This window comes from Leptolyngbya sp. UWPOB_LEPTO1, assembly GCF_017302695.1.
GTDB lineage: Bacteria > Cyanobacteriota > Cyanobacteriia > Leptolyngbyales > Leptolyngbyaceae > Leptolyngbya > Leptolyngbya boryana.
Map to the genome: position 1 here is coordinate 136,580 of NZ_JAFLCJ010000005.1, position 23,188 is coordinate 159,767.

Genomic DNA, 23,188 nt, shown 5'->3' on the forward strand with positions numbered 1-23,188 from the left:
ATGTAGGGAGTGGGAAAGTAGGGGTTAGGGAGATAAAACGAAACACATCTTCCCACTCCCCACTCCCCACCTCCCAAAATCGATTCGTAAGAACTCAGCGATCGACTGTAGAATAACGTTCACTCACTTTCTCACAGGTCTATGAACAGCATCATTCTGTTGGCGGACATTGTTCAAGAACCGCAACTGCGATACACCTCAGATAATCAAACCGCGATCGCTGAGATGCGTATCGAATTTTCTGGCTTGCGTCCTGAAGATCCGCCCACCAAATTGAAAGCGGTCGGTTGGGGAAATTTAGCCCAGGAAATTCAGGCAAATTATCACGAAGGCGATCGCGTGATTCTTGAAGGTCGGTTGACCATGAATACCGTTGATCGTCCTGAAGGATTTAAAGAAAAGCAGGCTGAATTAACGATTCAGAAAATTTATGCATTGAATGGGGCTTCAGTCTCCAGTTCTGTGACAGCGGCAGCGCCAGTTGCAACGCCGAGCGCACCTGCTCCCGTGGCAAGCGCGGCTCCGAAACGTGCGGCAAAAGCTCCAGCGGCTCCAGCATTAGAATCACAGCCTGAATTAGACGACATTCCGTTCTAAGATAAAAGGCGGATTTTTAGGAGACACAGTATGGAGCGCGATTTTCGGCAACTAGCAGACCTGTACAAAACTGCGCTCCTCGATAACGTCCTGCCATTTTGGGAACAGTACTCGATCGATACTAAATGCGGTGGCTACTTTACTTGTCTCGATCGCACTGGCAAGGTTTATGACACCGATAAATTTATCTGGCTGCAAAATCGCCAAGTGTGGACATTCTCCATGCTCTGTAATCGTCTAGAAAAGCGCTCCAGTTGGCTCGACATTGCAGAACATGGAGCAAAATTTTTAGCCAATCACGGGCGAGATCCGGAGGGAAATTGGTATTTCTCATTGAATCGATCAGGTCAACCTCTGATTCAGCCCTACAACATTTTTTCAGATTGCTTTGCGGCAATGGCGTTTAGTCAGTTCGCACTCGCATCGGGTCAGGATTGGGCGCGCGAGGTCGCACTTCAGGCATATCAAAATGTGTTGCGCCGTCAAAATAATCCAAAAGGAAGTTACAACAAAGCTTATCCAGGAACGCGATCGCTCAAAGGCTTATCTGTTCCGATGATTCTCGCGAACCTCACCTTGGAAATGGAGTGGCTCCTTCCAAAAGAAACGCTCGATCAAGTCCTCGAAGCCACAGTTCAAGAGGTCATGACCGACTTTTTAGATGAGAATCTCCTCTATGAAAACGTTGCTCCAGATGGTTCCCATGTCGATTGCTTTGAAGGTCGCGTGATTAATCCTGGGCATGGGATTGAAGCAATGTGGTTCATGATGGATATTGCCCATCGCAGTAATAATCTCGAACTGATCAATCAATGCATTGATGTTGTCATCAACACTCTCAATTTTGCCTGGGATCAAAAGTACGGCGGAATCTACTACTTTCTGGATGTAAAAGGTCATCCACCTCAGCAATTAGAGTGGGATCAGAAACTTTGGTGGGTTCATGTTGAGACACTCGTTGCGTTAGTCATGGGATACCGCTTGACTGGGCGTTCTGACTGTTGGAAGTGGTATCAGAAAGTCCATGACTATAGTTGGTCACACTTTGCCGATGCAGAGTATGGAGAATGGTTTGGCTATCTCGATCGACGAGGTGAAGTCTTACTCAATCTCAAAGGTGGCAAGTGGAAAGGGTGTTTTCATATTCCACGATCGATGTATCTGTGCTGGCAAGAATTTGAAGCTTTGGATCAAGCTGAAAAATCCTCCTAGGTTTGGAGAATTTTTCAGCTTGGCTACAGCGGCTCAATCTGCAGACTATCAACTCTTCGCCTTCTTCACCCAAAGCGATCGCGGGAGCAGATTGTGAATTGTTCTTGCACCCGGTTCAAGTCGCCCGATTCGCGTGTCCATTGCTAGGCTTGCCAAGGCATAGCTATCAATTAAAGACAGCTTTTTCAGCTCTGCGATCCGTTCAATCATTTGCATTGCTGAACTATTCATCGCCGCCATTGCATCCGCATTCGTCGCTGTCGTCACATAGCTATCGCGAGTATCTTTCACCGCAGCAGGCGCAACTTTCGGAGTGGGCTGCTTGGGCAACATACAGTAAGTTCCTTTCACCTGATTCACGACTTCAGCCACATGACACATGCCATAATCCTGCATGTACTGCCGTGCTTCCTTGCTGCTCAAGCGCTTCCACTCAGAGACAAATTTCACGGTCTCTTCTTCGAGTTTGTCGATCGCTTTGTTTAAATCGCGATCGTAGCCCATTGTGATCCAATGCGTCGGTGTCTCAATGCGAGGAAAACTCAACGGCATTTTTTTCATCACTTCAACCGTGATATTCAATTCACTAAAAGCCGTCTCGATCGCCGTTAAATTAATCTCTCCATTGCCTTGCGCTGCGTGAGAATCGCCCGACCATAACAATGCGCCATCGACAAATACAGGCAGATAAATCGTCGTGCCTTGCACAAGCTCTCGACAGTCTAAATTTCCCCCATAAGCACCCGGTGGAACCGTACTATATTGACCACTCTCAGCCCGTGCCACGCCAATAATTCCAGGAAATGGGCGGACTGGAAGTTCAATACCTGGAAGGAATTCAGTCATTCCACGACCCAAATCGAGATAGAAATGTTTGACTTGAGCTTGAGTAAACTTATCTGGAAATTGACCGAGTTTTAAATTGCCCGGTAAGTTCCAATTTGCCCCGTAGCTGCGAGGAACAATGCGGTTGATTTTAATCTTCAAAACATCGCCCGGCATTGCACCTTCAACGAAAATCGGCCCCGTAACCGAGTGAGGGCCTCGACCCGGAAAATCGACCCGAAGTTTGGTAATCGCTTCGATCGAACTCCCTGGCAAAACCTGATTCAACGATGCCATCATCGTCTCCAGCACCACCGTATCCCCGGATTTGATGCGGGCACGAGGCGGTTCTGCATTGTTAAACCAACCCCATTGCACCGTTTCAGAAGTTGCTGGAAGCAGATAAACACCGCCTTGATACTGACCCACATAGCCCTGTTGTAGAGCGTTGATTTCAGGGCGTTTAGAAGATTGAGCATTCACGTGAGGAAACATCGATACAGCAGTTGCAGTTGCAGCACTACCTAACAAAAAATCGCGACGCTTTGGCATATCCAGCAATAAATCGTAGAGAAATCCGCTTTACATTATTTCCAGGATTAAGACAGAAAAAATGTATTAATAATTACTGCAACCGAGGACACAATTTCATCTTACAGACAGGCGAGCCTTTTCCAGTTCCTCCAACAGCCTAGCTCGATGTTTCTCGCTGATAGGGCGGGCATCCGTCCTGTCCAGGTTTCATGCAGAGGAACCAGATTTGCTAGACTTACAGAAGAAAAGACACGTGAATTGAGACAGCATTGTGAACACTCAAAACAACTCATTTGAGATCAACAAAACGGAAGAAGAATGGAAGGCTTCTCTGACTCCAGAGCAGTTTCGGGTGTTGAGAAAGCATGGCACAGAACGAGCAGGAACCAGTCCTTTAGATAAGGAATACGGCAAAGGAACTTTTAAGTGCGCGGGCTGTGGAACGCCGCTATTTTCGTCTGAAACTAAGTTTAATAGTGGAACGGGCTGGCCTAGCTTTTATGCGCCGCTCGAAAACGCGATCGAGGTGAGCATTGATCGATCGCTATTTATGACTCGTGTTGAGGTACATTGTGCAAAATGTGGCGGACATTTAGGACATGTATTTGAAGATGGTCCGCGCCCGACCGGACAGCGCTACTGTATGAACGGTGTCGCACTAGAATTTGTGCCAGAAGGCGAATCTTGATGTAAGAAGTTGGAGTTTTTCAAACGCTCCAACTTCTAAATTTCTCTATCCCAGGCTAGATGCATCAACTTGAGTCATACTTGACAATTAACCAGCTTGCTCGGAAACAATTGCAATGTTGAACCGTTTGAGAATTGGGACAAAGATCGGCGCGACATTTGGGATTGGGCTAGCAATTTTTGCAGCGATCGGAATTGTCTCATATAGTGGAACCCGACAACTGATTGACACTTCAGAATCAGTGACGAAGACCTATCAAGTTTTGACTGCCTTAGATGAAGTTTTTTCCTTGGTCAAAGATGCAGAAAGCGCAGTCCGAGGATATTTGCTCAGACCTGAACAGGAATCCCTAGAACCCTACAATCTGGCTCGTTCAACGATCGAGAATCGCATCGAATCGCTTCGCCAACTGTCCTCAGATAATCCCGCTCATCAGCAGAGCCTCGATCGATTGGAGCCGCTGATTGAGCGTCGCTTAGCGATCATGGAAAAGCGAATTGAAATCCGAAGAAGCCAAGGGCTGGAGACAGCCTTACGACCTGACGTAGTTCCAAGTGCGATTCCTGTAATGCAACAGATTCAGACTGTGATTACAGACATGAAAAAGCGGGAGCAAGTTTTGCTCGATCGCCGATCGACAGCCGCAAATCTTGCTGGACAAAATACATTGAATAGCATTGCATATGGAATTCCGCTTGGATTTGCACTACTAGGTGTTCTGGGCTTTTTACTCAACCGCAATATCTCCAAACCGCTGACGCACGTTTCCCGCACAGCAGAGAAAATTGCAGATGGAGATTTATCGATTCAATTGCACCCATTACCGCGAGCGGATGAAGTTGGGGTTTTAATCCGCACGTTTAATCAGATGGTAGAAAATCTGAAAGCGAGCTTGGAAAAGAGCGATCGCCAAACCTGGCTACAGTCGAATCTGGCAGAATTTGGGCATTTGATTCAAGGCGAGCGAGACTTAGAAACCGTTTCGCGAATGATGCTCTCTTACATTGCTCCCTTAGTTGAGGCTCAGCAGGGCGCATTTTATGTCATGGATTCAGAACACCATGTTCTGAGATTGCTCAGTAGCTATGCTTATCACGACCGCAAGCATCTTTCTAATCAGTTTCATTTGGGAGAAGGGCTCGTTGGGCAATGTGCGCTAGAAAAACAGCGAATCTTACTCACTCAAGTGCCGAGCGATTATATTCAGATTCGGTCGGGATTAGGAGAAAGCACTCCAACGAATCTGATTGTCTTGCCCATCTTATTTGAGCAGCAGGTCGTATCCGTGCTTGAACTTGCTTCCATTCACGAATTTAGTGAGCTACATCTCACCTTACTCGATCGATTGGCCCAGACGATTGGTGTCGTGTTGAGAGCGATCGAGGCAGATGCACAAACGCAGCGCTTGCTAATTGAATCGCAAGCATTAGCCGAAGAACTCAGAGTTCGACAGCAAGAGCTTCAGCATAGTAATGAAGTTCTGCAAGAGCAAGCAACGGCTTTAGAAGAGTCAGAACTGAAACTGCAAGAGCAACGAGAGGAACTCAAAGTCTCGAATGAAGAATTACAGCAGCTCAATGAAGAACTAGAAGAAAAAGCAGAATTACTGGCAGTCCAAAAGCGTCAAGTCGAGCAGAAAAACGGCGAAATCGATCAAGCCCTACTAGCACTGCAAGAAAAAGCAGAGCAGTTAGAAATTTCCTCGAAATACAAGTCTGAGTTTCTCGCCAATATGTCGCATGAGTTGAGAACCCCGCTCAATAGTTTGCTGATTTTGGCGAAGATTCTGAGTGACAATGCAGACCAAAATTTAACTGATCGACAAGTTGAATATAGCCGTACCATCTATGCTGCGGGGAATGACTTACTCACACTGATTAATGATATTTTGGATCTTGCTAAGATCGAATCGGGTACCGTTGCGCTCGAAGTTGAACCTGTAAACTTAGCTGAGATTCAGGCAACACTCGATCGCTCATTTCGGCAAATTGCGACCAGTAAAGGCTTAGATTTTGCGATCGAGCTACAAAATCCAGAAGTGATCCACACCGATAGTAAACGCCTTCAGCAAATTCTCAAAAATCTGCTCGCAAATGCCTTTAAATTCACTGAACAAGGCAGCGTGAAAGTCCAAATCGGACTCACGCCAAATTCTCAGGTCTTCTTTGCGGTCAGGGATACCGGGATTGGAATTCCCCCTGAGAAGCAACAGCTTATTTTTGAAGCCTTTCAGCAAGTTGATGGCACAACTAGCCGAAAATATGGCGGGACAGGTTTAGGGCTTTCCATCAGTCGGGAACTCGCACATCGCTTAGGTGGCTCAATTCATCTCAGCAGCCAATTGGGGCAGGGCAGTACTTTTACCTTGACTCTGCCTTGCTCATTCAATCAAGAGCCTCAGCCGATTACATTGCCGACTCCCAAGCCTGTCCCCCTTGCTACACCCGCTCCGTATGCTGAGATAGAAGACGATCGTGCGGTCATTCATCCCAACGATCGCATTCTCTTAATCATCGAAGACGATGCAAACTTTGCCAAAATTCTAATCGACATGGCTAGGCAGCAGGGTTTCAAAGTGCTCTGTGCTTTGAGAAGCCAGCCAGGACTTGTACTCGCACAGCAATTCAAACCTCATGCCATTCTGCTCGATTTACATCTCCCTGATTTAGATGGCTGGACAGTCCTCGATCGCTTAAAACATGAGCCAGAACTACGCCATATTCCGGTTCACATTTTATCGAGCGATGATCAGCGACAACGAGGCCTACAGCTCGGCGCGATCGCTTACTTACAAAAGCCTGTGTCCTCTGAAGAGTTAGACACCCTGTTTAACGAGATTCAAGTGTTTATTGAGCGGCGCGTCAAGAATTTGCTCGTGATTGAAGATGATCAAGTTCAAGCCCAAAGCATCATGGATCTGATTGGGAATGGAGATGTCAAAAGTATTGCTGCATCCACCGCTCAAGAAGCTCTCGCCATATTACAGGCGCAGCAAATTGACTGTATTGTGATGGATTTGGGCTTGCCGGATATGAGCGGGTTTGATTTGATTGAGCAGATCAAGCATGACGAAGCTTTGTCTAAAATTCCCATCATCGTCTACACCGGAAAAGAACTGTCTCGCCAGCAGGAAACTCAACTCAAACGCCTAGCTGAAACGATTATTATCAAAGATGTGCGATCGCCAGAACGGCTACTCGATGAGACCGCATTGTTCTTACACCGAGTTCAAGCGAACTTACCTAAGCCGAAGCGTCAGATCCTCGAAGAGCTATATCAAGCCGATCCCGTCTTAGGGGGTAAGAAAATTTTGATTGTCGATGACGATGTGCGTAATATTTTCGCGCTCACCAGTCTGCTCGAACAGCATCAAATGGAAGTTCTGTATGCTGAAAACGGACGCGAAGGTGTTGAGACTCTGCAAGCGAATCCAGAAATCGATATTGTGCTCATGGACATCATGATGCCAGAAATGGACGGATACGAGACGACTCGCGTGATTCGAGAGCAATCAGAGTTTCGATCGCTGCCAATTATTGCGTTAACCGCAAAAGCAATGCAGGGCGATCGAGAAAAATGCATCGAAGCAGGAGCATCAGACTATATTACTAAGCCTGTCGATACTGAACAGTTGCTTTCTTTGTTGCGGGTTTGGTTGTATCGGTAGTTGTTCATTTTGGGAAATGGGGAATCGTCCTATTGATACCCCGCTGCCTGAATTGCAAACAGATGGGCATATCGTCCGCCTAATTCAATCAACTGTTCATGGCTTCCTTGTTCCAGCACTGTTCCAGCAGACATGACGAGAATTCGATCCGCCATGCGAACCGTTGAAAATCGGTGCGAGATCAAGATTGCCATTTGATCGGGAGTCATTTCTCGAAAGCGATCGAAGATTTGCACCTCTGATTCGGCATCCATTGCGGAGGTTGGCTCATCGAGAACAAGCAAATCAGCACTCGATCGCATAAATGCCCGTGACAATGCAATCCGCTGCCATTGTCCACCCGATAGCTCTCGTCCTGTTTTAAACCATCGACCCAATCGAGTATCAAAGGATTCGGGCAGATCTTTAATAAATGAAATCGCATTGCCTTTATCAGAAGCGACTTGCCAGCGATCGCGATCGTCTAAATTCAGCACATCGCCTACGCCAATATTTTCGCCAACGCTGAATTGATATTTCATGAAATTCTGGAAGATCACCCCAATTCGACGTTGCAGGGCTTCGAGATCCCAAGCTTGTAAATCTAACCCATCAAGTAAAATCCGACCTTCAGTTGGCGTATACAATCGCGTCAGCAATTTGATCAGCGTGGTTTTTCCAGAGCCATTTTCACCGACAATTGCTAACTTTTCTCCGGGCTGTAAATGGAATGAAACGTCTTTTAGTGCAGGCTTATCAGCTTCGGGATAGTAGAACGTCACATGCTCAAATCGTAAGCCATCACCCGGCAAACTTCCGCGAGTGGCACTGCCGAGCGATCGCGGAATTTCCTGACCGAGAAACTCATACAGATTCGACAAATACAGCGAATCCTCATACATTCCACCAATTGAACTGAGAATCGAAGCAAACGCACTCTGTCCTTGTCGGAAGACCACGAGATACATGGTTAGCTCACCCAACGAGATCTGACCTGCGATCGTTTCCCAAACAATCCAAACATACGCCCCATAGAATGCAGCCGAACTGACTAAACCCAGTCCATAGCTCCAAAGTCCGCGCCGAATCGTTAAATCGCGATCCTCAGCATACAGCCGATGAAAGATCGCCCGATAGCGATCGAGCAACATGCCTCCTAACTGATACAGCCGAATCTCCATTGCCGGGGACTCATTGCCGATCAACCATTCTAGATAGTTCTGTTCTCGCGTCTCTGGAGTTCTCCAGCGGAACAATCGGAATGCTTCTCCGGCAAAGCGGGTTTCTGCCACAAAAGCTGGAACAGCTGCAATCATCAACATCACAACTGCCCAAGCCGAGAATTGAATCAACAGCCCGCCATAGGTAATCAAGGTCAGCGAATCCTGGACTAATCCAAATGTTCGACCGACTAAGCTCAAGGGGCGAGTCGAAGCTTCCCGCCGAGCGCGCGTCATCTTGTCATAAAATTCAGAATCTTCAAAATGTGCCAGATTCAGTGTGAGTGCCTTGCCGAGAATTAGTTCATTGACTTTCTGCCCAAGTAAGACTCTGAGCAACGACTGAGAAAGCACTAAGCCTTGTTTACTACCCGATTGAATCGCAACCATAACCGCTTCAAATCCGAGATAGCCGATCGCTGCCATACGATCGCTTTCCAGTCTAGTCTGAGAGGCTAAAACAACGGCATCAACAATCAATTTGCCTACATATGCCACCACCGCAGGCACAAGCCCACCGACTAGAGTAAACAAGGCGAGTCCGATCGTTAAACGGCGATTCGTTGTCCAAACGAGTGCGATCGCTCGCCCACAATAGCGGAAAATAGATAAAAATTGGGAGATGCTTCCAATGAAGCGTTGAAATCGTCTAGTTTGCATTCTTCTACAATAGCGTTTGATGAAAAAATCGAGACTGGTCATTGAAGCAGGGCAAACTGAAAAGCAATATTGGCGGGACTTGTGGCAGTATCGTGAACTGTTCTATTTCTTATCCTGGCGAGATATCCTAGTTCGCTATAAGCAAACCGCGATCGGGATTGCTTGGGCACTGATTCGCCCGTTTCTGACGATGATTGTGTTCACGGTTCTGTTTAGCAATCTGGCGAACTTGCCGACACAAGAAGATACGCCTTATCCGATTTTGGTTTTAGCTGCCTTACTGCCTTGGCAATTTTTTGCAGCGTCCTTGGGACAGACGAGCCAGAGTTTGGTCAGTAATGCGAATTTGATCTCGAAGATTTACTTTCCGCGATTGCTGGTTCCAGCGAGTGCGATCGCAGTGAATTTCGTTGATCTCTTAGTGTCTGGAATGTTGCTATTGGGAGTGATGATTTGGTATCAATACATTCCAACTTGGCGAATTTTAACCCTGCCATTTTTTGTCTCGATCGCAGCATTGGCGGCGTTTGGAGTTGGCTTGTGGTTTGCTGCAATTTATGTCCGGTTTCGCGATGTAGCGCAGGTGATTCCGTTTCTGATTCAGCTTGGGCAGTATGTTTCTCCGGTTGGTTATAGTGTTGAAATTATTCCGGCACAATGGCGATTGTTGTATTCACTCAATCCGATGGTTGGTGTGATTGATGGCTTTCGCTGGGCAATTCTCAAGGGTGAATCGTCGTTTTATTTGCCGGGGTTTGTTTTAGCCTTGGGGGTAGTGGTACTGTTGGTGTGGACGGGAATTCGCTATTTCCGAAGTGTTGAGCGAACCTTTGCGGACATTATCTAGGAGTGTGATGTGTCAAATTTAGTACTTCAGGTTGAGAATCTGAGTAAGTGCTATCAGATTGCACATCAGTCGAATGCGCCTAATTTCTTGCTCAGAGATGTGATTGCAAGTTCCGTCAAATCGTTGTTCAATCGGAACGCTCAGAAGCGATCGACCGAAGATTTTTTGGCATTAGATAACGTTTCGTTTTCGCTGCAAGCAGGCGATCGTTTAGGAGTAATTGGGCGAAATGGAGCAGGAAAATCGACGCTCTTGAAGTTGCTGAGTCGAATCACCGAGCCGACTCAAGGCAGAATTGAGATGATAGGCAGAGTTACAAGTTTACTAGAAGTTGGAACTGGCTTTCATCCTGAGCTAACCGGACGGGAGAATGTGTATCTCAATGGCGCGATTTTGGGAATGAGTCGATCGGAGATTGCGCGCAAGTTTGATCAGATTGTTGATTTTGCTGAGGTTGAGCGGTTTTTAGATACGCCTGTCAAACGGTATTCTTCGGGGATGTATGTGCGCTTAGCATTTGCAGTAGCAGCACATCTAGAGCCAGAAATTTTGATTGTGGATGAGGTTTTAGCCGTCGGAGATACCCAGTTTCAGCAGAAGTGTCTGAATAAGATGGAAGAGGTGGGAAGAGAGGGGCGAACTGTTTTGTTTGTCAGCCACAATATGCAGACGATTAGCGCTTTATGCAATCAGGCGATCGTGCTGGAGGCAGGACAGGTTGCGTTTCATGGAGAAGTACAAGCCGCGATCGACGTTTATTTAGAAAACTCTTATCAGTTGATGAGCCGGATTCCTTTGCTGGAAAGACGCGATCGTACGGGTTCAGGAAGAGTGAAAGTCTCTAGCTTTCGCGTCTTAGATGCACAAGGACAAGCTGTTGAAATTCTTCAATCTGGCTTAGATTATGAGTTTGAGTTTGGCTATGTCAACTACTCAGGTCAAGCTTTAGAGAGTGTGATTGTTAGCTTTGCCGTTTCAGACGATAAAGGGCAAACTATCCTATTGCTCAGAACGAGTTTTACAGATAGTAACGTTGTTTTGAATGCGAATTCAGGCGTTGTGAGATGTCGATTAAATCAGCTACCGTTAGCAAACGGCACTTATCGCTTACCTATCTTCTTCTCTTATCGCGAATCTGAAGTACTAGATTATCTACAAGATGCAGTTTCGATTGTGGTAGAAGGCGGGGATTTCTTTGGGACTGGAAGTGCAGGATTGCCTCAGAAGTGTAAGATTTTGACAAAAGCAGAATGGCGGAGTTTTTAACCTATGGGAATTCGGTCAAAAATTCGGCAATTTCTGAAAAAAAGGTGTCCCTGGAAATTTGTGCGATCGCCTTTTTTAAGGTATTTTGCATTCCAAGATCCAATTGATTGCATTTTCTATGCTCTCTCGCTAACTCAGCAGCCATTTTTTATTCAAGTTGGAGCCAATGATGGAATTAATGGCGATCCAATTTATCCGTTTATTTTGAAGTGGAATTGGTCGGGAGTTAAAGTTGAGCCTGTTCGTTATATTTTTCAGGAATTAGAGAAGAACTTTAAAGATTTCTCCAATATTATTTTGGAAAATAGCGCGATCGCTCATACAAATAATTCCCAAAAATTCTACTATTTAAAGCAAGACAATAATGCACCTGAATGGTATAGCCAGCTTGGTTCATTCTCGCTTCCAACGATTCTAAAACATGCTCAATGGATTCCAGATTTAGAAGAGCGATTAATGACAAGCGATGTTCCTTGTCTAACCTTTGAAGAACTTTGTGATAAACATCATATCCATCATATTGATGTTATCCATATTGATACAGAAGGATATGATTTTGAAATTATTAAACTGATTGACTTTGAAAAATTTAGACCTGAGATCTTGCTTTATGAACACAAGCATCTAAACGTATCAGATCAGAACTTATGCCGTCAGCACCTTAAAAGTTTCGGTTATCAGTTTATTGCAACTTCAAGAGATACATTAGCCGTTTTAGAATCGCCTCAACTTCACAAAGCTTGGAATATCGTAATAGGTACAAGATGAGTATTCGAGTTTTTATTGGTTCTGGAGAAGCCAGTTTAGTCGAGCGCAAGGTTTTAATCTATTCCTTACGGAAACACGCGCAGCAAGATTTAGATATTTACGTTTTGAACGGGACTCATAATGCGATCGAGCGAAATGATCAAGAACCGGTTCCTGCGCCGATGTCGCTCAAAATTAAATATCAAAATGTCACTGAATTTAGTTTGTATCGCTACCTTATCCCAAAAATTTGTAATTATCAGGGCAAGGCAATTTATCTCGACTCAGATACAGTTTGCCTCACCGATATTTCAGAGTTATATGAGATCGATTTAGGCATTCACCACTTTCTTGCTAAACAAGAATATGGTGGAAATTGGGGATTAAGCGTAATGCTGATAGATTGTGAAAAGTGCTATTTTGATCTCGATAGGTATTTTCTTGATATCGAAAAGCAGCGCTATACTTACACAGATTTTAATCGAATGAGTTCAGCCTTTCTGAAGCATCATCCTTTCGCGATCGCTGAGCTTGACCCCAACTGGAACGTATTCGATTTTCACAATTCGGAAACGAAATTGATTCACTATACCAATCTATTTACTCAACCTTGGAAAGCTTACAATCACCCCTACGGCGAATTGTGGTTTCAATACTTTCATGAAGCGATAGATGCAGGGATTTTGACAGAACGGGATATTGAGTTAAGCGTTTTACGATCGTATATTCGCCCCGATATTCGAGAAGGAAACTTTTCTAGAAAATCTTTACTGAGCCGAATACTGCGATGAAAACTTCTGTTTTAATCAATAACTATAATTATCAGACCTATGTGATTGATGCGATCGAGAGCGTTCTCAATCAATCAGCCCAAGCCGATGAAATCATTATTGTAGATGATTGCTCAACCGATCAATCTGCCCAAGTCTTACAAGATTTTCTAAATTCAAAGTCCCCCATTCTGGGAGATTTAGGGGGCACGATTCCCTCTAATCGAAGCCCAAATATCAATCTCATCTTAAAAAAGAAAAACGAAGGACAACTTGCAGCATTTCAAGACGGATTCAACGCTGCCACAGGTGAGCTTATTTTCTTCTTAGACGCAGACGACTTATACCAAGAAACCTATATCGAAACCGTTCTAAACTTCTACCAAAATCATCCAGCTTGTGACTTTCTATTTACCAGTTCAGAACTTTTTGGTAACGAAGAAAGAATTGCAACTTGTTACACCCACACTCGTGATCTTGGCTATTCAAAAATCAGCACCCTATATCGAAGAACTTGGATTGGACATCGCACTTCCACCCTTTCGATGAAGCGGCATGTTCTCGAAGCAATCTTTCCCATTCCTTACTTAGAAGATTGGCGAATTCGAGCCGATGACTGTGTAACTTATGGAACATCGATCGCGAATGCCCACAAATTTTACCTCAATCAACCCCTCGTAAAATATCGAGTTCATGGCAATAATGGGTACTACGGACGCTTAAAAACACGATCGCCCGAATATTTTCAACAGTATGAACAAGCGATCGAGCGTTTGTTCAAATTCTGGATTAAAAAATTCAATTACTCCGAAGACATTGATCAATTTGCAGGTGAGGAGTTCCGTTCAATTCCTCACCCAACTCAACAGGAATTTGATACGTTTCAATCCATTATTCGGTGTACAAACCTGCCTAAAATTCGCAAGGGATTCATGTTAGTGTTGGCGTATCTCTATTTCCTTCGTCACCGCAATCCTTCCGAATGTTCACCCCAAAGGAACTGATACTGCGCCCGAAACCCGCTTCACTCTCAGATTTCGACTTTACTCAGCCCTCAACTCGCATCATCGCGTGTCCTGATCCTCCCATCGAAGCTGTTCGAGCAGGTCACGCGATCGCAATTCCTGACAACACTTTCAACATTCGTCCCCTCCTCAAACAGCTTCCATTCCAACCTGATCTCGTCAGTCTGTCTGCCCGTGTCATGACTTTTCTGCCGCGCGGACTCCACACGTTGAACTGTCCAACTGTAATGAAATTGGGAGACACTTTTCACTTAGGCGATGGTGGGTTGAGTCGAATGGTGAGCTATTGCAAGCATCTCAATTGTGATTACCACTGGACATATCAAAGCCCTCAGCATCTTCACTTCTTTACTGAGGCAGGACTAAGAAATGTATTTTGGTTGCCTGGGTCGATCGTCATTGATCCATATATTCCTCAACTCTCAGAGAAGAAGTACGCCGTTATTTTTCGCGGTTCTGAATCAGAATTACACCAGTATCGAACCCATATTTTGAATGTAGTCCGAACATCTGGAATTGACATAGATGTATGCCAAAAAGACTACACTAGCTCTCTAGAAGACTATGCAAAAGCACGGATTGTTATCAATAGTAGTTTGAATGGAGATCTGAATCGGCGTGTGTTTGAAGTGCTGATGGCAGGAGGTTTTTTACTCACCGATCGCATTCGTCCGCAGTCTGGACTCTTTGAACTCTTTGAAGAAGGCAAGCATTTTGAATGCTACGGCAATGAGACAGAACTCATCGAGAAAATTCAGTTCTATCTTACTCATCCTCAAAAAGCGAACCAAATTGCCAAAGCTGGACATGAGCATTTTCTCACTCATTACTCTCAACCAACAGTCCAGCAACAACTATATCGATCGATTTTCAACAAGCTCGAATTTCCCAAACACGATCGACGATCGCACACCTCAACCCGGCTTCAAACTCGTCTCAAACTCTACGAACTCATTCAAGAACTTCATCGCATCTATCCTAAACTCAAGATTCTGTGTTGGCGAACTTGCTCAACGATCGTCGCAGACCTTGCAGACTTACCTCGTGCTGAACTGACTCACATTGTTGACTCTGAGCAACTCGTACAGACCCAAACAGACTATCTACAGGCAGGGCTGCAAGTCAATGTACAAGATCTGCAGCCTGATCCAGGTGGAGAATTTCAAATTGTAGTCATGAGTGGAGTGGATCGTGCCTTAGAGCAGCAGATTCAACAGAGTACAAATCTTCTTTGCGATCGCGGTTTTTTCATCATTGTTCAGCCCTTTCACTTCTTTGCAATCCCACAATTGAATCAATGGATGAGAAATCAGAACTGTATTCCAATTCAGTTATCCATTCGCTTGTTTGATCAGAACTATGATCTAGCACTTGAACAGCGTGGACTACTTTATCAAAAACTTTCTGCTCAAGCTGATTCAGCAAGGTTGCAGGACAAAGCAGACTTAGTAATAACTGAGATTCGAGCCAGTAAAATAATAAAAACTCAGATCAAAACGGCTCCAATCATTCGTTGCATTCTATCTCTAATTCGGAAGCTGCGATCGCGCTTTCGCTAGTTCTGAAGTCATCGTCACACCTGTCAATGAACATAAAATCGATCCAACCCTTTAGGCTTCTCGTTGTGATCCTATTGCTGCTTGGTATTTTTTTCCGATTTGCGTCCCTCGGAGAACGACCTTACTGGCATGATGAGGCACATACGTTACTGAGATCATCGGGCTATACGCTCACAGAAATTACAACTCAAATTTTTAATGCTCAAATCCTCGATCGTGATCAGGTGCTCAAATTTCAACAGCTTTCATCTGAGAAAACTGAATTTGATGTTGTACGCTCTTTAGCAACTGAAGAACCGCATCGCGCACCTCTGTTTTATACACTTTTACATTATTGGATGCGATGGTTTGGCAACGATCTCACTTCACTCAGAATATTACCAAGCCTGCTAAGCTTGCTCGTTTTTCCAGCGATCTACTGGCTCTGTCTTGAGTTATTTGGGTTGCCATCTACTGGATGGATCGCGATCGCACTGGTCAGTGTTTCGCCATTTCAGGTTTACTATGCTCAAGAAGTCAGAGAATATTCTCTATGGGCGGCAACGACTTTGTTTACTTCCGCTGCATATCTTCATGCAATGCGATCTCCAAAAAAATTAGCTTGGAGCCTATATAGCGTTTCAATCATTTTATCGCTATATACGTCTCTGTTATCGCTTCTGATTTGGGTAGGTCATTGCATTCATGCGATCGCATCTCAGAAAGTGAAACTGACGAAACCTATGAGTGCTTTTCTCAAAGCTTCATTCCTTGGATTCCTTGGATATTTACCTTGGCTATTCTTTGTAGCCGTGAACCTGTCACAGGTCGAAAGAAGCAATGCTTGGATGTTTCAACCGACTCCGCTCCACACGTTGCTAGAGAGTTGGGTGACGAATTATCAATTTATCTTTCTGAAACGCAGTCTAGCGGGTTCTTGGAGCTTTTTATTTACAACTGCGATCGGGCTTCTCACCTTTCTTTCCGCCCGATCGCTGATTCTCCGTACCCGAAAAGCAACCTGGGTATTGATTGCACTTTTAGTTTTACCGTTACTTATTACTTTTGTTGTTCCTGACTTGATCTGGGGTGGATTACGATCGACGAATGGGCGCTACTTTGTCCCGTGCTATTTAGGGATTCAGCTTGCAGTTGCACATCTGTTTGCAACTCAGCTAAAAAATGGCTCAAATCTTCTACAAAAAGCATTTTGGCGGTTCGCATTGGTCAGTATTCTTACCGCAGGTGTGCTTTCATGTACGGTGCAGATGTTTCAAAATCGCCTGAGTGAAGATTTAGCGATCGCATCGATGATCAATCAAGCTGAAAATGCGATCGTCGTTAGTGCAGAAGAGTCTTATCAGGGAGGCGGCACGATCGGCGATATCCTAACATTAAGCCATCTCGTTCAGCCGAGTACAAAATTCCAGCTTGCGATTCGACATCAAGTTCCATCGCTTCCCAATCAACCGAATTTATATCTCTATAAACCTCTTACCTACCTAAAACAGAACCTCCAGCAAACCTATACACTCCAACCTATCTACAAAGATAAGCTCTTTCAACTTCTTCCCAAATGAAGCGAATTATCACCTGCCAAGGAAGTATCCAACTCATTGCTGCATTATCAGCGCTCTTGCATCGAGGGCAGTTGAGAGACTCCCAAAATTACCTCGTCATCTATGAGCTTTATGCTCCTGAACAGCAGCATTATGAGTTTGCAACCTTTATCGAGCAGATGGCGAGATCGATTTGTGAATGGGAGGCGATCGTCTATCTCACCCCTGATCAACTGAATGCAATTGGTCACAAACTCGACTCGACTCGACCCGCTCAAATTTATAGCCAAGTTCATCGCTGGCTCGGACTCGATCGAGCCGATGAAATCTATCTCTGTCGCAACTGGCAATTGACGAATCAGCTTTTACTCAATGCCTATCCATCTGCTTATCGAGTCTGCTACGGTGACGGCATCGGGCTTTATTTCTCAGAGCATTCCGCCGTCGTTCGTCGCCCGTTTACGCCGCCTCCAACCCGTGATCAAATTTTCGATTGGACTTGGTGGAAACTACGATCGCTCTGGCATCGAATTCGTGAACGCCTGAAGTTAAAAACAAAGCTCTACTCTCTGCCTTTCGATATTGGCTACTTTGTGCTGCCTGACATTTTTGGAGAAACGCCACCCATGCCAAGCGTCAAGCTTGCGCCAGTGCAGCTCCTCAACTTGTTTGAGCAATTCACCTCATTTGTCGATGACGATCGCGTAGCTGAAATTCAATCCATCATTCAAGATTCGCCAGTTTCAATTCTACTCACTTCCAACTTTTCAGAAGGAGAACGCTTACCTCAAGCTCGTGAAATTCACGCCTACTATGAATTTCTTAGCTCACACAGCATTCCATCCGATAGTGTCTTGATCATCAAACCTCATCCTAGAGATGATCCCAATAAGATTAAAGAATTGCAGAAACTATGTTCTCACTTATATCGTGAAGTCATTCTCCTGACTGATTCAAATCTGTTCTTTTTACCCTTTGAAATTTTCTTTCTCAAAGCTTTTACTCAAAAAAAGCAGAACATTCGTATCTTTGCCGTCAGTTCTGCTTTTTTGTCCTTACAGCTTCTCTTTGATCTACCAAGCTTCATTGGATTCGGAGCAGATTTAACTACACAATCGTTTTATCCAGACTTTGTGGATGCCCGCTTAGAGCATGAACAAACCTTACATGAAGCTTGCTATCGTTTACAGTCCGCTTTGAATTCTCAACAAGACGTGCTATGAATCGAACACCAGGTTTTGTGCGATCGCTATGATTAGTATTGTGACTCCTGTTTACAATGGAGAGCAGTTCATTGAGTCCTGTCTTCAAACTGTCATTGCTCAAGAGTGCGACGAAATTGAGCATCTCATTATTGATGGCGGTTCAACAGATAGCACAGTTAGTATCATTCAAAAATATGCGAACTGCTATTCTCACATTCGCTGGATCTCTGAACCGGATCGAGGTCAATCCGATGCCATGAACAAAGGCATTCAACTTGCAAAAGGCAATGTGCTGACGTTTCTCAATGTTGATGACTACTATGAGCTAGATACTCTAAATCAAGTTAATCAGCGCTTCAAAACGCTACCTGAACCGAGCTTTATCGTGGGAAACTGTCGAATCTGGAACGATCACGGAGAAGTGATTGATATCAATAAGCCTTCTAAGTTGCGCTTGTTTGATCTCGTTCTCGGGTTGAATATCAATCCCTATCCTTGTAATCCTTGCGCTTATTTTTATCATCGATCGCTGCATGAGCGAGTTGGAAATTATGCGATCGAGGATCACTATTCGATGGATCTAGATTTTATCCTCCGCGTGATTCAAGTGGCTCACGTTTACTATGTTGATGAAATCTGGGGGAACTATCGCAGAATTGCAGGAACGAAAACGTTTATTGATATGGAAAGTGGAGAGTGCGATCGCCGAGTTCGACAAATTCTAAGAAAATATCGACGGTATCTAACTCCAGTTGAGCAATTTCAGTGGCTGCTCTGGAAAATTTGGCATCAATGCCGCACGACTGTCTTTTCAGCTTTAAGACTCTGTTTTAGAACGATTAAACGGTTCTTTCGTAGATAAATAGAAAATCCCCCATTGCTTCTGAGCCGAATGCAATGGGGGATTTTTGAAAAAATGCCTGAGCTATTCTCGCGCTGCCAGTAAGCCAAGACCTAGCGACAATAAAGCATTCACGCCGAGATAGCCCCGTGCGATCGCGCTGCTTCCTAGCCATTGCATTTCGGGTAGAAAGACTGCACTCACGGCTAAGCAAGCTGCAACTCCGAAAGTACACCCGATCGCAAACCATTTCAACGAAGGATGTCCTAACAAACCAGCAAGCAGCAAGAAAGGAATCAGAACACTTGCAGAGATTGGATTCAGCAGATTGGAATTGAGAATCGTGCCAACCAACTCAGGAATCGAGCTACCTGCTAAGCGGAGTGGAAACTGAGGCAGATTCGTGATAAAGATGCCTCGCAAGAAGAACAATCCGCAACTTCCGAGCACCAAGCCCCAATATAGCGAAGTGCGATTTCGAGGCATCTGAGCAATAAATACTTGCGAGAATGCGATCGCAATCCCCAACATGAGAACCTTCAGACCGAGGTTGAAGGAACTGCCATCAAACCAAATACGACTGAAGAAACCACTCCAAAGCTTCGGAGATAGCCACCAGAAGAAAGGACGGTCTTTCAAGGCTAAATCGACGGCTCCTTTTGCATCTAGTCTGCCTGCGCCATAGAAATTTTGCGGATCATCTTGAACTGCGATCGCGCTCTTTTTCAAAATTCCTTCAATCCGATCTGGGTCTTGTGTACCAAGCGAATGCACTAACGCTGCAACGCCTGCTACGTGAGGAGCAGCCATACTGGTTCCTTGAAAGTATTCCAACACAGATTCCCCTGTAGCTGGATTAATCGTGTTCTGCAAAATTCCACCACTCTTATTTGCAGAAGATTGAATCGAACCTCCTGGTGCAGCAATATCAATTCCCGTGCCATAGTTCGAGTAGGGCGCTTTCTTCGTTGTCGAATCGTAGGCTGAAACAGCGATTACGTGAGGATACCGGGCTGGAAACTCAGCAACACTCCGTCTCGAATTGCCTGCCGCCGCAACGATCGTCACTTTTTTGCTATGAGCGTACTCGATCGCTTCTCGCATCAGTTGGCTTTCTCCCCCACCGCCTAAGCTCATATTAATGACATGTGCCCCGTGATCGGCTGCCCAACGAATCGCTTCTGCAATATCTGCTGTTGTTCCTCCACCCCAGGCTGCCAGGACTTTCAAAGGCATAATGCTCGCTTCGTAAGCAACACCTGCTACCCCATAGCGATTGTTTGTAGACTGAGCGATCGTGCCTGCAACATGCGTCCCATGACCATTATCATCAGAAGCATCTGAGCGATCGTTGACGAAATCATATCCTTCAACGAATTGAGTTTCTTTTAAGTCAAGAACTTGGCTCACCCCAGTATCAATCACAGCAACGACGGTTCCCTTGCCTCGCGTATGTTTCCAGCTTTCTTCAATATTGATGCTTTGAAAGTTCCACTGTTTGTCATAGTCGGGATCGTTCGGCTTGCCCGTCGTTTTGTAGATGTAGTTCGGCTCCACAAATTCTGTATACTTGCCGATGTCGGAGTTTTTGAGTTTCCGAAGCAGCGCTGCATCGCCTTTCATCACAAAGACGTGATCAGCTTGAGAAAATTCACTGTTTAAGCGAATGTCGCTACTGTAGCCAGATTTCAGTTCGCTGAGTTCGCTAGAGAGTTCGTCACTGGTCAGCGACTCACGGAAGTCGAGAATAATTGAATCAAAAGTCCCAGGTTCAGTTGCAAAGGCTTGGAAAGATAAAACAGATAGCAAAAAGCTGAATACGCATAACCCGATCAGCAGTAAACGTCGCATAATACTGGTTGGTGGGAAAGAGAGTCTCTCTCAAGATTCCCGTTGAAACGCTTGAAATTATCCTCGATTCGGTTTGAGGTATTGCATTAAGGCTTCGGTATAGCGAGTCGTTCCGTGTTCAGTGGTTGGGGCAAGTTTTCGCGATCGTGCTAAACAAGCCTGTACCTCTTTGAGATTGTGCATCATCGCAAATGTCCAGGCTAATTCTGCGTAAATTTCGGCGCTGAGAGCCGGATTGTGTTTTACCAATTTCAGCACATGTCGATAGAGATCGATCGCAGTCGTAAAGTCTCCCTTGCATTGCAGCAAATCAGCATGGCGGCAATGAGTTTTTACAGCAAGTAAGATCTCATCATCAGGAGGAGTCTCGAACTCTGCGATCGCATCTGCTAGGCTTCCGCGCCATTGATTATACAAAATTAGGGTATAGCGCTCATTGCCTGTAGTTTGATCAGATGGGCATGGGGTTCCATACATTGCGATCGCTTGTGTGAAATTGTCTTCTTGAAGCGCGATCGCGAAATTGGTTCTCGCTGCCCAATAGCTCGGAGCAATTTGTAATGCTTTCTGAAAAAAATCTGCTGATGTGGAATGCTGGTTTAGACGATGCTGAATTACACCTAAATTGTTATACGCTTCTGCACTAGCAGCATCGAAGATCAAAATTGCATGAAATAGTGTTTCAGCTTGAGCGAGTTGATCGCTCTGATAACACCTAATTGCGCGTTGAAATAGGGCATCTAAAGTCGCGAGTTTATTATCTTGAATTTGCTCGAATCTTTCTTTGGCTCTTTGTTTTGCTGCTTGAATGAAGGTTTGAAGTTCATGAACGAGCCACCGTTGTTCAGTGGGTGAGAGGTATTGACCAAACTGATATACTTCTTGGGTGCGCATTCTGATGACACCGACACTCTCTCCTTTACGAGTTTTTTCGAGATGAATGTCTTCAATGTCCTCAAGAATGAATGAGATCTTTTGGTAGAACTCGAAGCGTTTTAGCATTCCTGCCAGTATGAGCGTGTAATCATTAACGCTCAAAACTGTGGGTTTGATTAAAGTCTGGAGATCTCTCGCAAAGCAGATTCCGGCTAGGGCTGTGACACAAGGGAAGGTAACTAAGATTAAACCGTAGTAGCCAACTTCTGACATGTTTAATCGACTGACAGCAACGATCCGAAAGAGAATGAATGCTGTGAGTAAGTACAGAAGAACAAGTCCGATTCTGATCCGGATTTTATCGGCTTTGCTCGATTGAAAGCTTTGCCCTGAAAAGTGGATGTGTAAGGCGCGATCGCTTTTAATCAACGAGACTTTTGTATTTCGCGGACGTTGCGGAGTCTGAGTGGGTACTAATTCTTTCGGATTGCGACCTTGCAAAGCGGACAGTGCTAAAGCAGCAGAATGAAATCGGTCTTCCTCTGCTGCTTCAATACAACGTTTTAACCAACGACTAAACTCAGCAGAAATTCTCAAATTCGGCGGAATTTGTAACTGGAGATCATCTGATGTTTGCAAATGATTGGGGTCTTTACCTGTGAGTAAATAAAGCAGGGTGGTTCCCAAAGCATAAAGGTCTGTCGCGCAGGTTGCTTTGCCGCGAAACTGTTCAGGAGCCATGTAGCCCAGTGTGCCGACAACCGTGCTGCCCCCGGTTACAGTTTGGCGATAGGTATCTTGAACGGCTCCAAAATCAACAAGATAGATATTGCCTTCTCGATCGCGCAAAATATTCTGGGGTTTGATATCTCGATGGAGAATGGGCGGCAGAAAAGTTTGCAGATAAACCAGAATATCGAGTAACTGAAATGCGATCGCTTTCGTTGTGTCTTCGTCTGGTCGCCAACCTTTTTGAATCCATTGGGCTAGTGTTTTCCCAGGTGCGAGAGCTTGCACAATGCAGAATAAACGATCGTCTTCGGTATCAATTTCAAACGAATCGATATAGCGAGGAATGGCAGGATGATTCAGTTGCTTGAGAACTTTCACTTCTCGCTCAAACAAATCGAGTGTTTTCCAATCCGACGTTTGACGCAGTGAAACAACTTTCAGTGCAACATACTGCTGAGTGTGCAGATCCTCAGCTTTATAGGTCGTTCCAATGCCGCCTTGACCTAATGTTTCTAAGATTTTGTAGTGCGAATGAATGATATCCATAGG

At 45.0% G+C, this 23,188-nt stretch carries 17 protein-coding genes; 13 read left to right on the top strand and 4 right to left on the bottom strand.

What is annotated here, in order from left to right:
• Positions 1-141: 141 nt before the first annotated feature.
• Positions 142-597 carry a single-stranded DNA-binding protein gene (locus tag J0L70_RS10025; protein ID WP_190647108.1) on the top strand — a complete coding sequence of 152 codons (456 nt, stop codon included), beginning with the start codon at positions 142-144 and terminating at the stop codon, positions 595-597.
• 30 nt (positions 598-627) lie between these two features.
• The gene (locus tag J0L70_RS10030) at positions 628-1,809 is read left to right on the top strand and encodes a n-acyl-d-glucosamine 2-epimerase (RefSeq protein ID WP_287454330.1); all 1,182 of its coding nucleotides are present in this window, start codon (positions 628-630) and stop codon (positions 1,807-1,809) included.
• A 48-nt stretch (positions 1,810-1,857) separates the two neighbouring features.
• On the opposite strand, the gene J0L70_RS10035 is transcribed toward J0L70_RS10030, so the two are convergent.
• Positions 1,858-3,186, bottom strand: coding sequence for an acetamidase/formamidase family protein (locus tag J0L70_RS10035; protein WP_287454332.1), 1,329 nt, complete (start codon positions 3,184-3,186; stop codon positions 1,858-1,860).
• 253 nt (positions 3,187-3,439) lie between these two features.
• Here J0L70_RS10035 and msrB point away from each other — a divergent pair, with 253 nt between their 5' ends.
• Positions 3,440-3,856 carry a peptide-methionine (R)-S-oxide reductase MsrB gene (gene msrB, locus J0L70_RS10040; RefSeq protein WP_017286317.1) on the top strand — a complete coding sequence of 139 codons (417 nt, stop codon included), beginning with the start codon at positions 3,440-3,442 and terminating at the stop codon, positions 3,854-3,856.
• 115 nt (positions 3,857-3,971) lie between these two features.
• Complete coding sequence (locus J0L70_RS10045) at positions 3,972-7,523, top strand: response regulator (protein WP_287454334.1); 3,552 nt, start codon at positions 3,972-3,974, stop codon at positions 7,521-7,523.
• A 29-nt stretch (positions 7,524-7,552) separates the two neighbouring features.
• Here the strand turns inward: J0L70_RS10045 and J0L70_RS10050 are convergent, their stop codons facing one another.
• Positions 7,553-9,382, bottom strand: a complete 1,830-nt coding sequence (locus J0L70_RS10050; protein WP_017286320.1) for an ABC transporter ATP-binding protein — start codon at positions 9,380-9,382, stop codon at positions 7,553-7,555.
• Positions 9,383-9,401: 19 nt separating this feature from the next.
• On the opposite strand from J0L70_RS10050, the gene J0L70_RS10055 reads away from it, so the two are divergent.
• Genes J0L70_RS10055 through J0L70_RS10095 form a run of 9 tightly spaced genes read left to right on the top strand, consistent with a single transcriptional unit; the run spans position 9,402 to position 19,201 of the window.
• Complete coding sequence (locus J0L70_RS10055) at positions 9,402-10,229, top strand: ABC transporter permease (protein WP_287454336.1); 828 nt, start codon at positions 9,402-9,404, stop codon at positions 10,227-10,229.
• 9 nt (positions 10,230-10,238) lie between these two features.
• Positions 10,239-11,495 (top strand): ABC transporter ATP-binding protein, encoded by a 1,257-nt coding sequence (locus J0L70_RS10060; RefSeq protein WP_287454338.1) that lies wholly within the window; start codon positions 10,239-10,241, stop codon positions 11,493-11,495.
• Positions 11,496-11,555: 60 nt separating this feature from the next.
• On the top strand, positions 11,556-12,263 hold the full coding sequence (locus J0L70_RS10065) for an FkbM family methyltransferase (protein WP_287454339.1): 708 nt from the start codon (positions 11,556-11,558) through the stop codon (positions 12,261-12,263).
• Positions 12,260-13,033 (top strand): glycosyltransferase, encoded by a 774-nt coding sequence (locus tag J0L70_RS10070; protein ID WP_287454340.1) that lies wholly within the window; start codon positions 12,260-12,262, stop codon positions 13,031-13,033. Before J0L70_RS10065 ends, J0L70_RS10070 begins: the two co-directional genes overlap by 4 nt.
• Complete coding sequence (locus tag J0L70_RS10075) at positions 13,030-14,016, top strand: glycosyltransferase family 2 protein (RefSeq protein WP_287454342.1); 987 nt, start codon at positions 13,030-13,032, stop codon at positions 14,014-14,016. Before J0L70_RS10070 ends, J0L70_RS10075 begins: the two co-directional genes overlap by 4 nt.
• The gene (locus J0L70_RS10080) at positions 13,995-15,596 is read left to right on the top strand and encodes a glycosyltransferase (RefSeq protein WP_287454344.1); all 1,602 of its coding nucleotides are present in this window, start codon (positions 13,995-13,997) and stop codon (positions 15,594-15,596) included. Before J0L70_RS10075 ends, J0L70_RS10080 begins: the two co-directional genes overlap by 22 nt.
• 26 nt (positions 15,597-15,622) lie before the next feature.
• Positions 15,623-17,155: a glycosyltransferase family 39 protein gene (locus J0L70_RS10085; protein ID WP_287454346.1), complete on the top strand. Its 1,533-nt coding sequence runs from the start codon at positions 15,623-15,625 to the stop codon at positions 17,153-17,155.
• Complete coding sequence (locus tag J0L70_RS10090; protein WP_287454348.1) at positions 17,152-18,357, top strand: polysialyltransferase family glycosyltransferase; 1,206 nt, start codon at positions 17,152-17,154, stop codon at positions 18,355-18,357. Before J0L70_RS10085 ends, J0L70_RS10090 begins: the two co-directional genes overlap by 4 nt.
• A gap of 28 nt (positions 18,358-18,385) precedes the next feature.
• Positions 18,386-19,201 carry a glycosyltransferase family 2 protein gene (locus J0L70_RS10095; protein WP_287454349.1) on the top strand — a complete coding sequence of 272 codons (816 nt, stop codon included), beginning with the start codon at positions 18,386-18,388 and terminating at the stop codon, positions 19,199-19,201.
• A 63-nt stretch (positions 19,202-19,264) separates the two neighbouring features.
• On the opposite strand, the gene J0L70_RS10100 is transcribed toward J0L70_RS10095, so the two are convergent.
• A complete protein-coding gene (locus tag J0L70_RS10100; protein WP_287454350.1) occupies positions 19,265-21,031 on the bottom strand; it encodes a S8 family serine peptidase in 1,767 nt (588 codons plus the stop codon).
• Between the two features lie 57 nt (positions 21,032-21,088).
• Entirely contained in the window at positions 21,089-23,185 is a 2,097-nt protein-coding gene (locus J0L70_RS10105) for a protein kinase domain-containing protein (RefSeq protein ID WP_287454352.1), read from the bottom strand.
• Positions 23,186-23,188 lie beyond the last annotated feature (3 nt).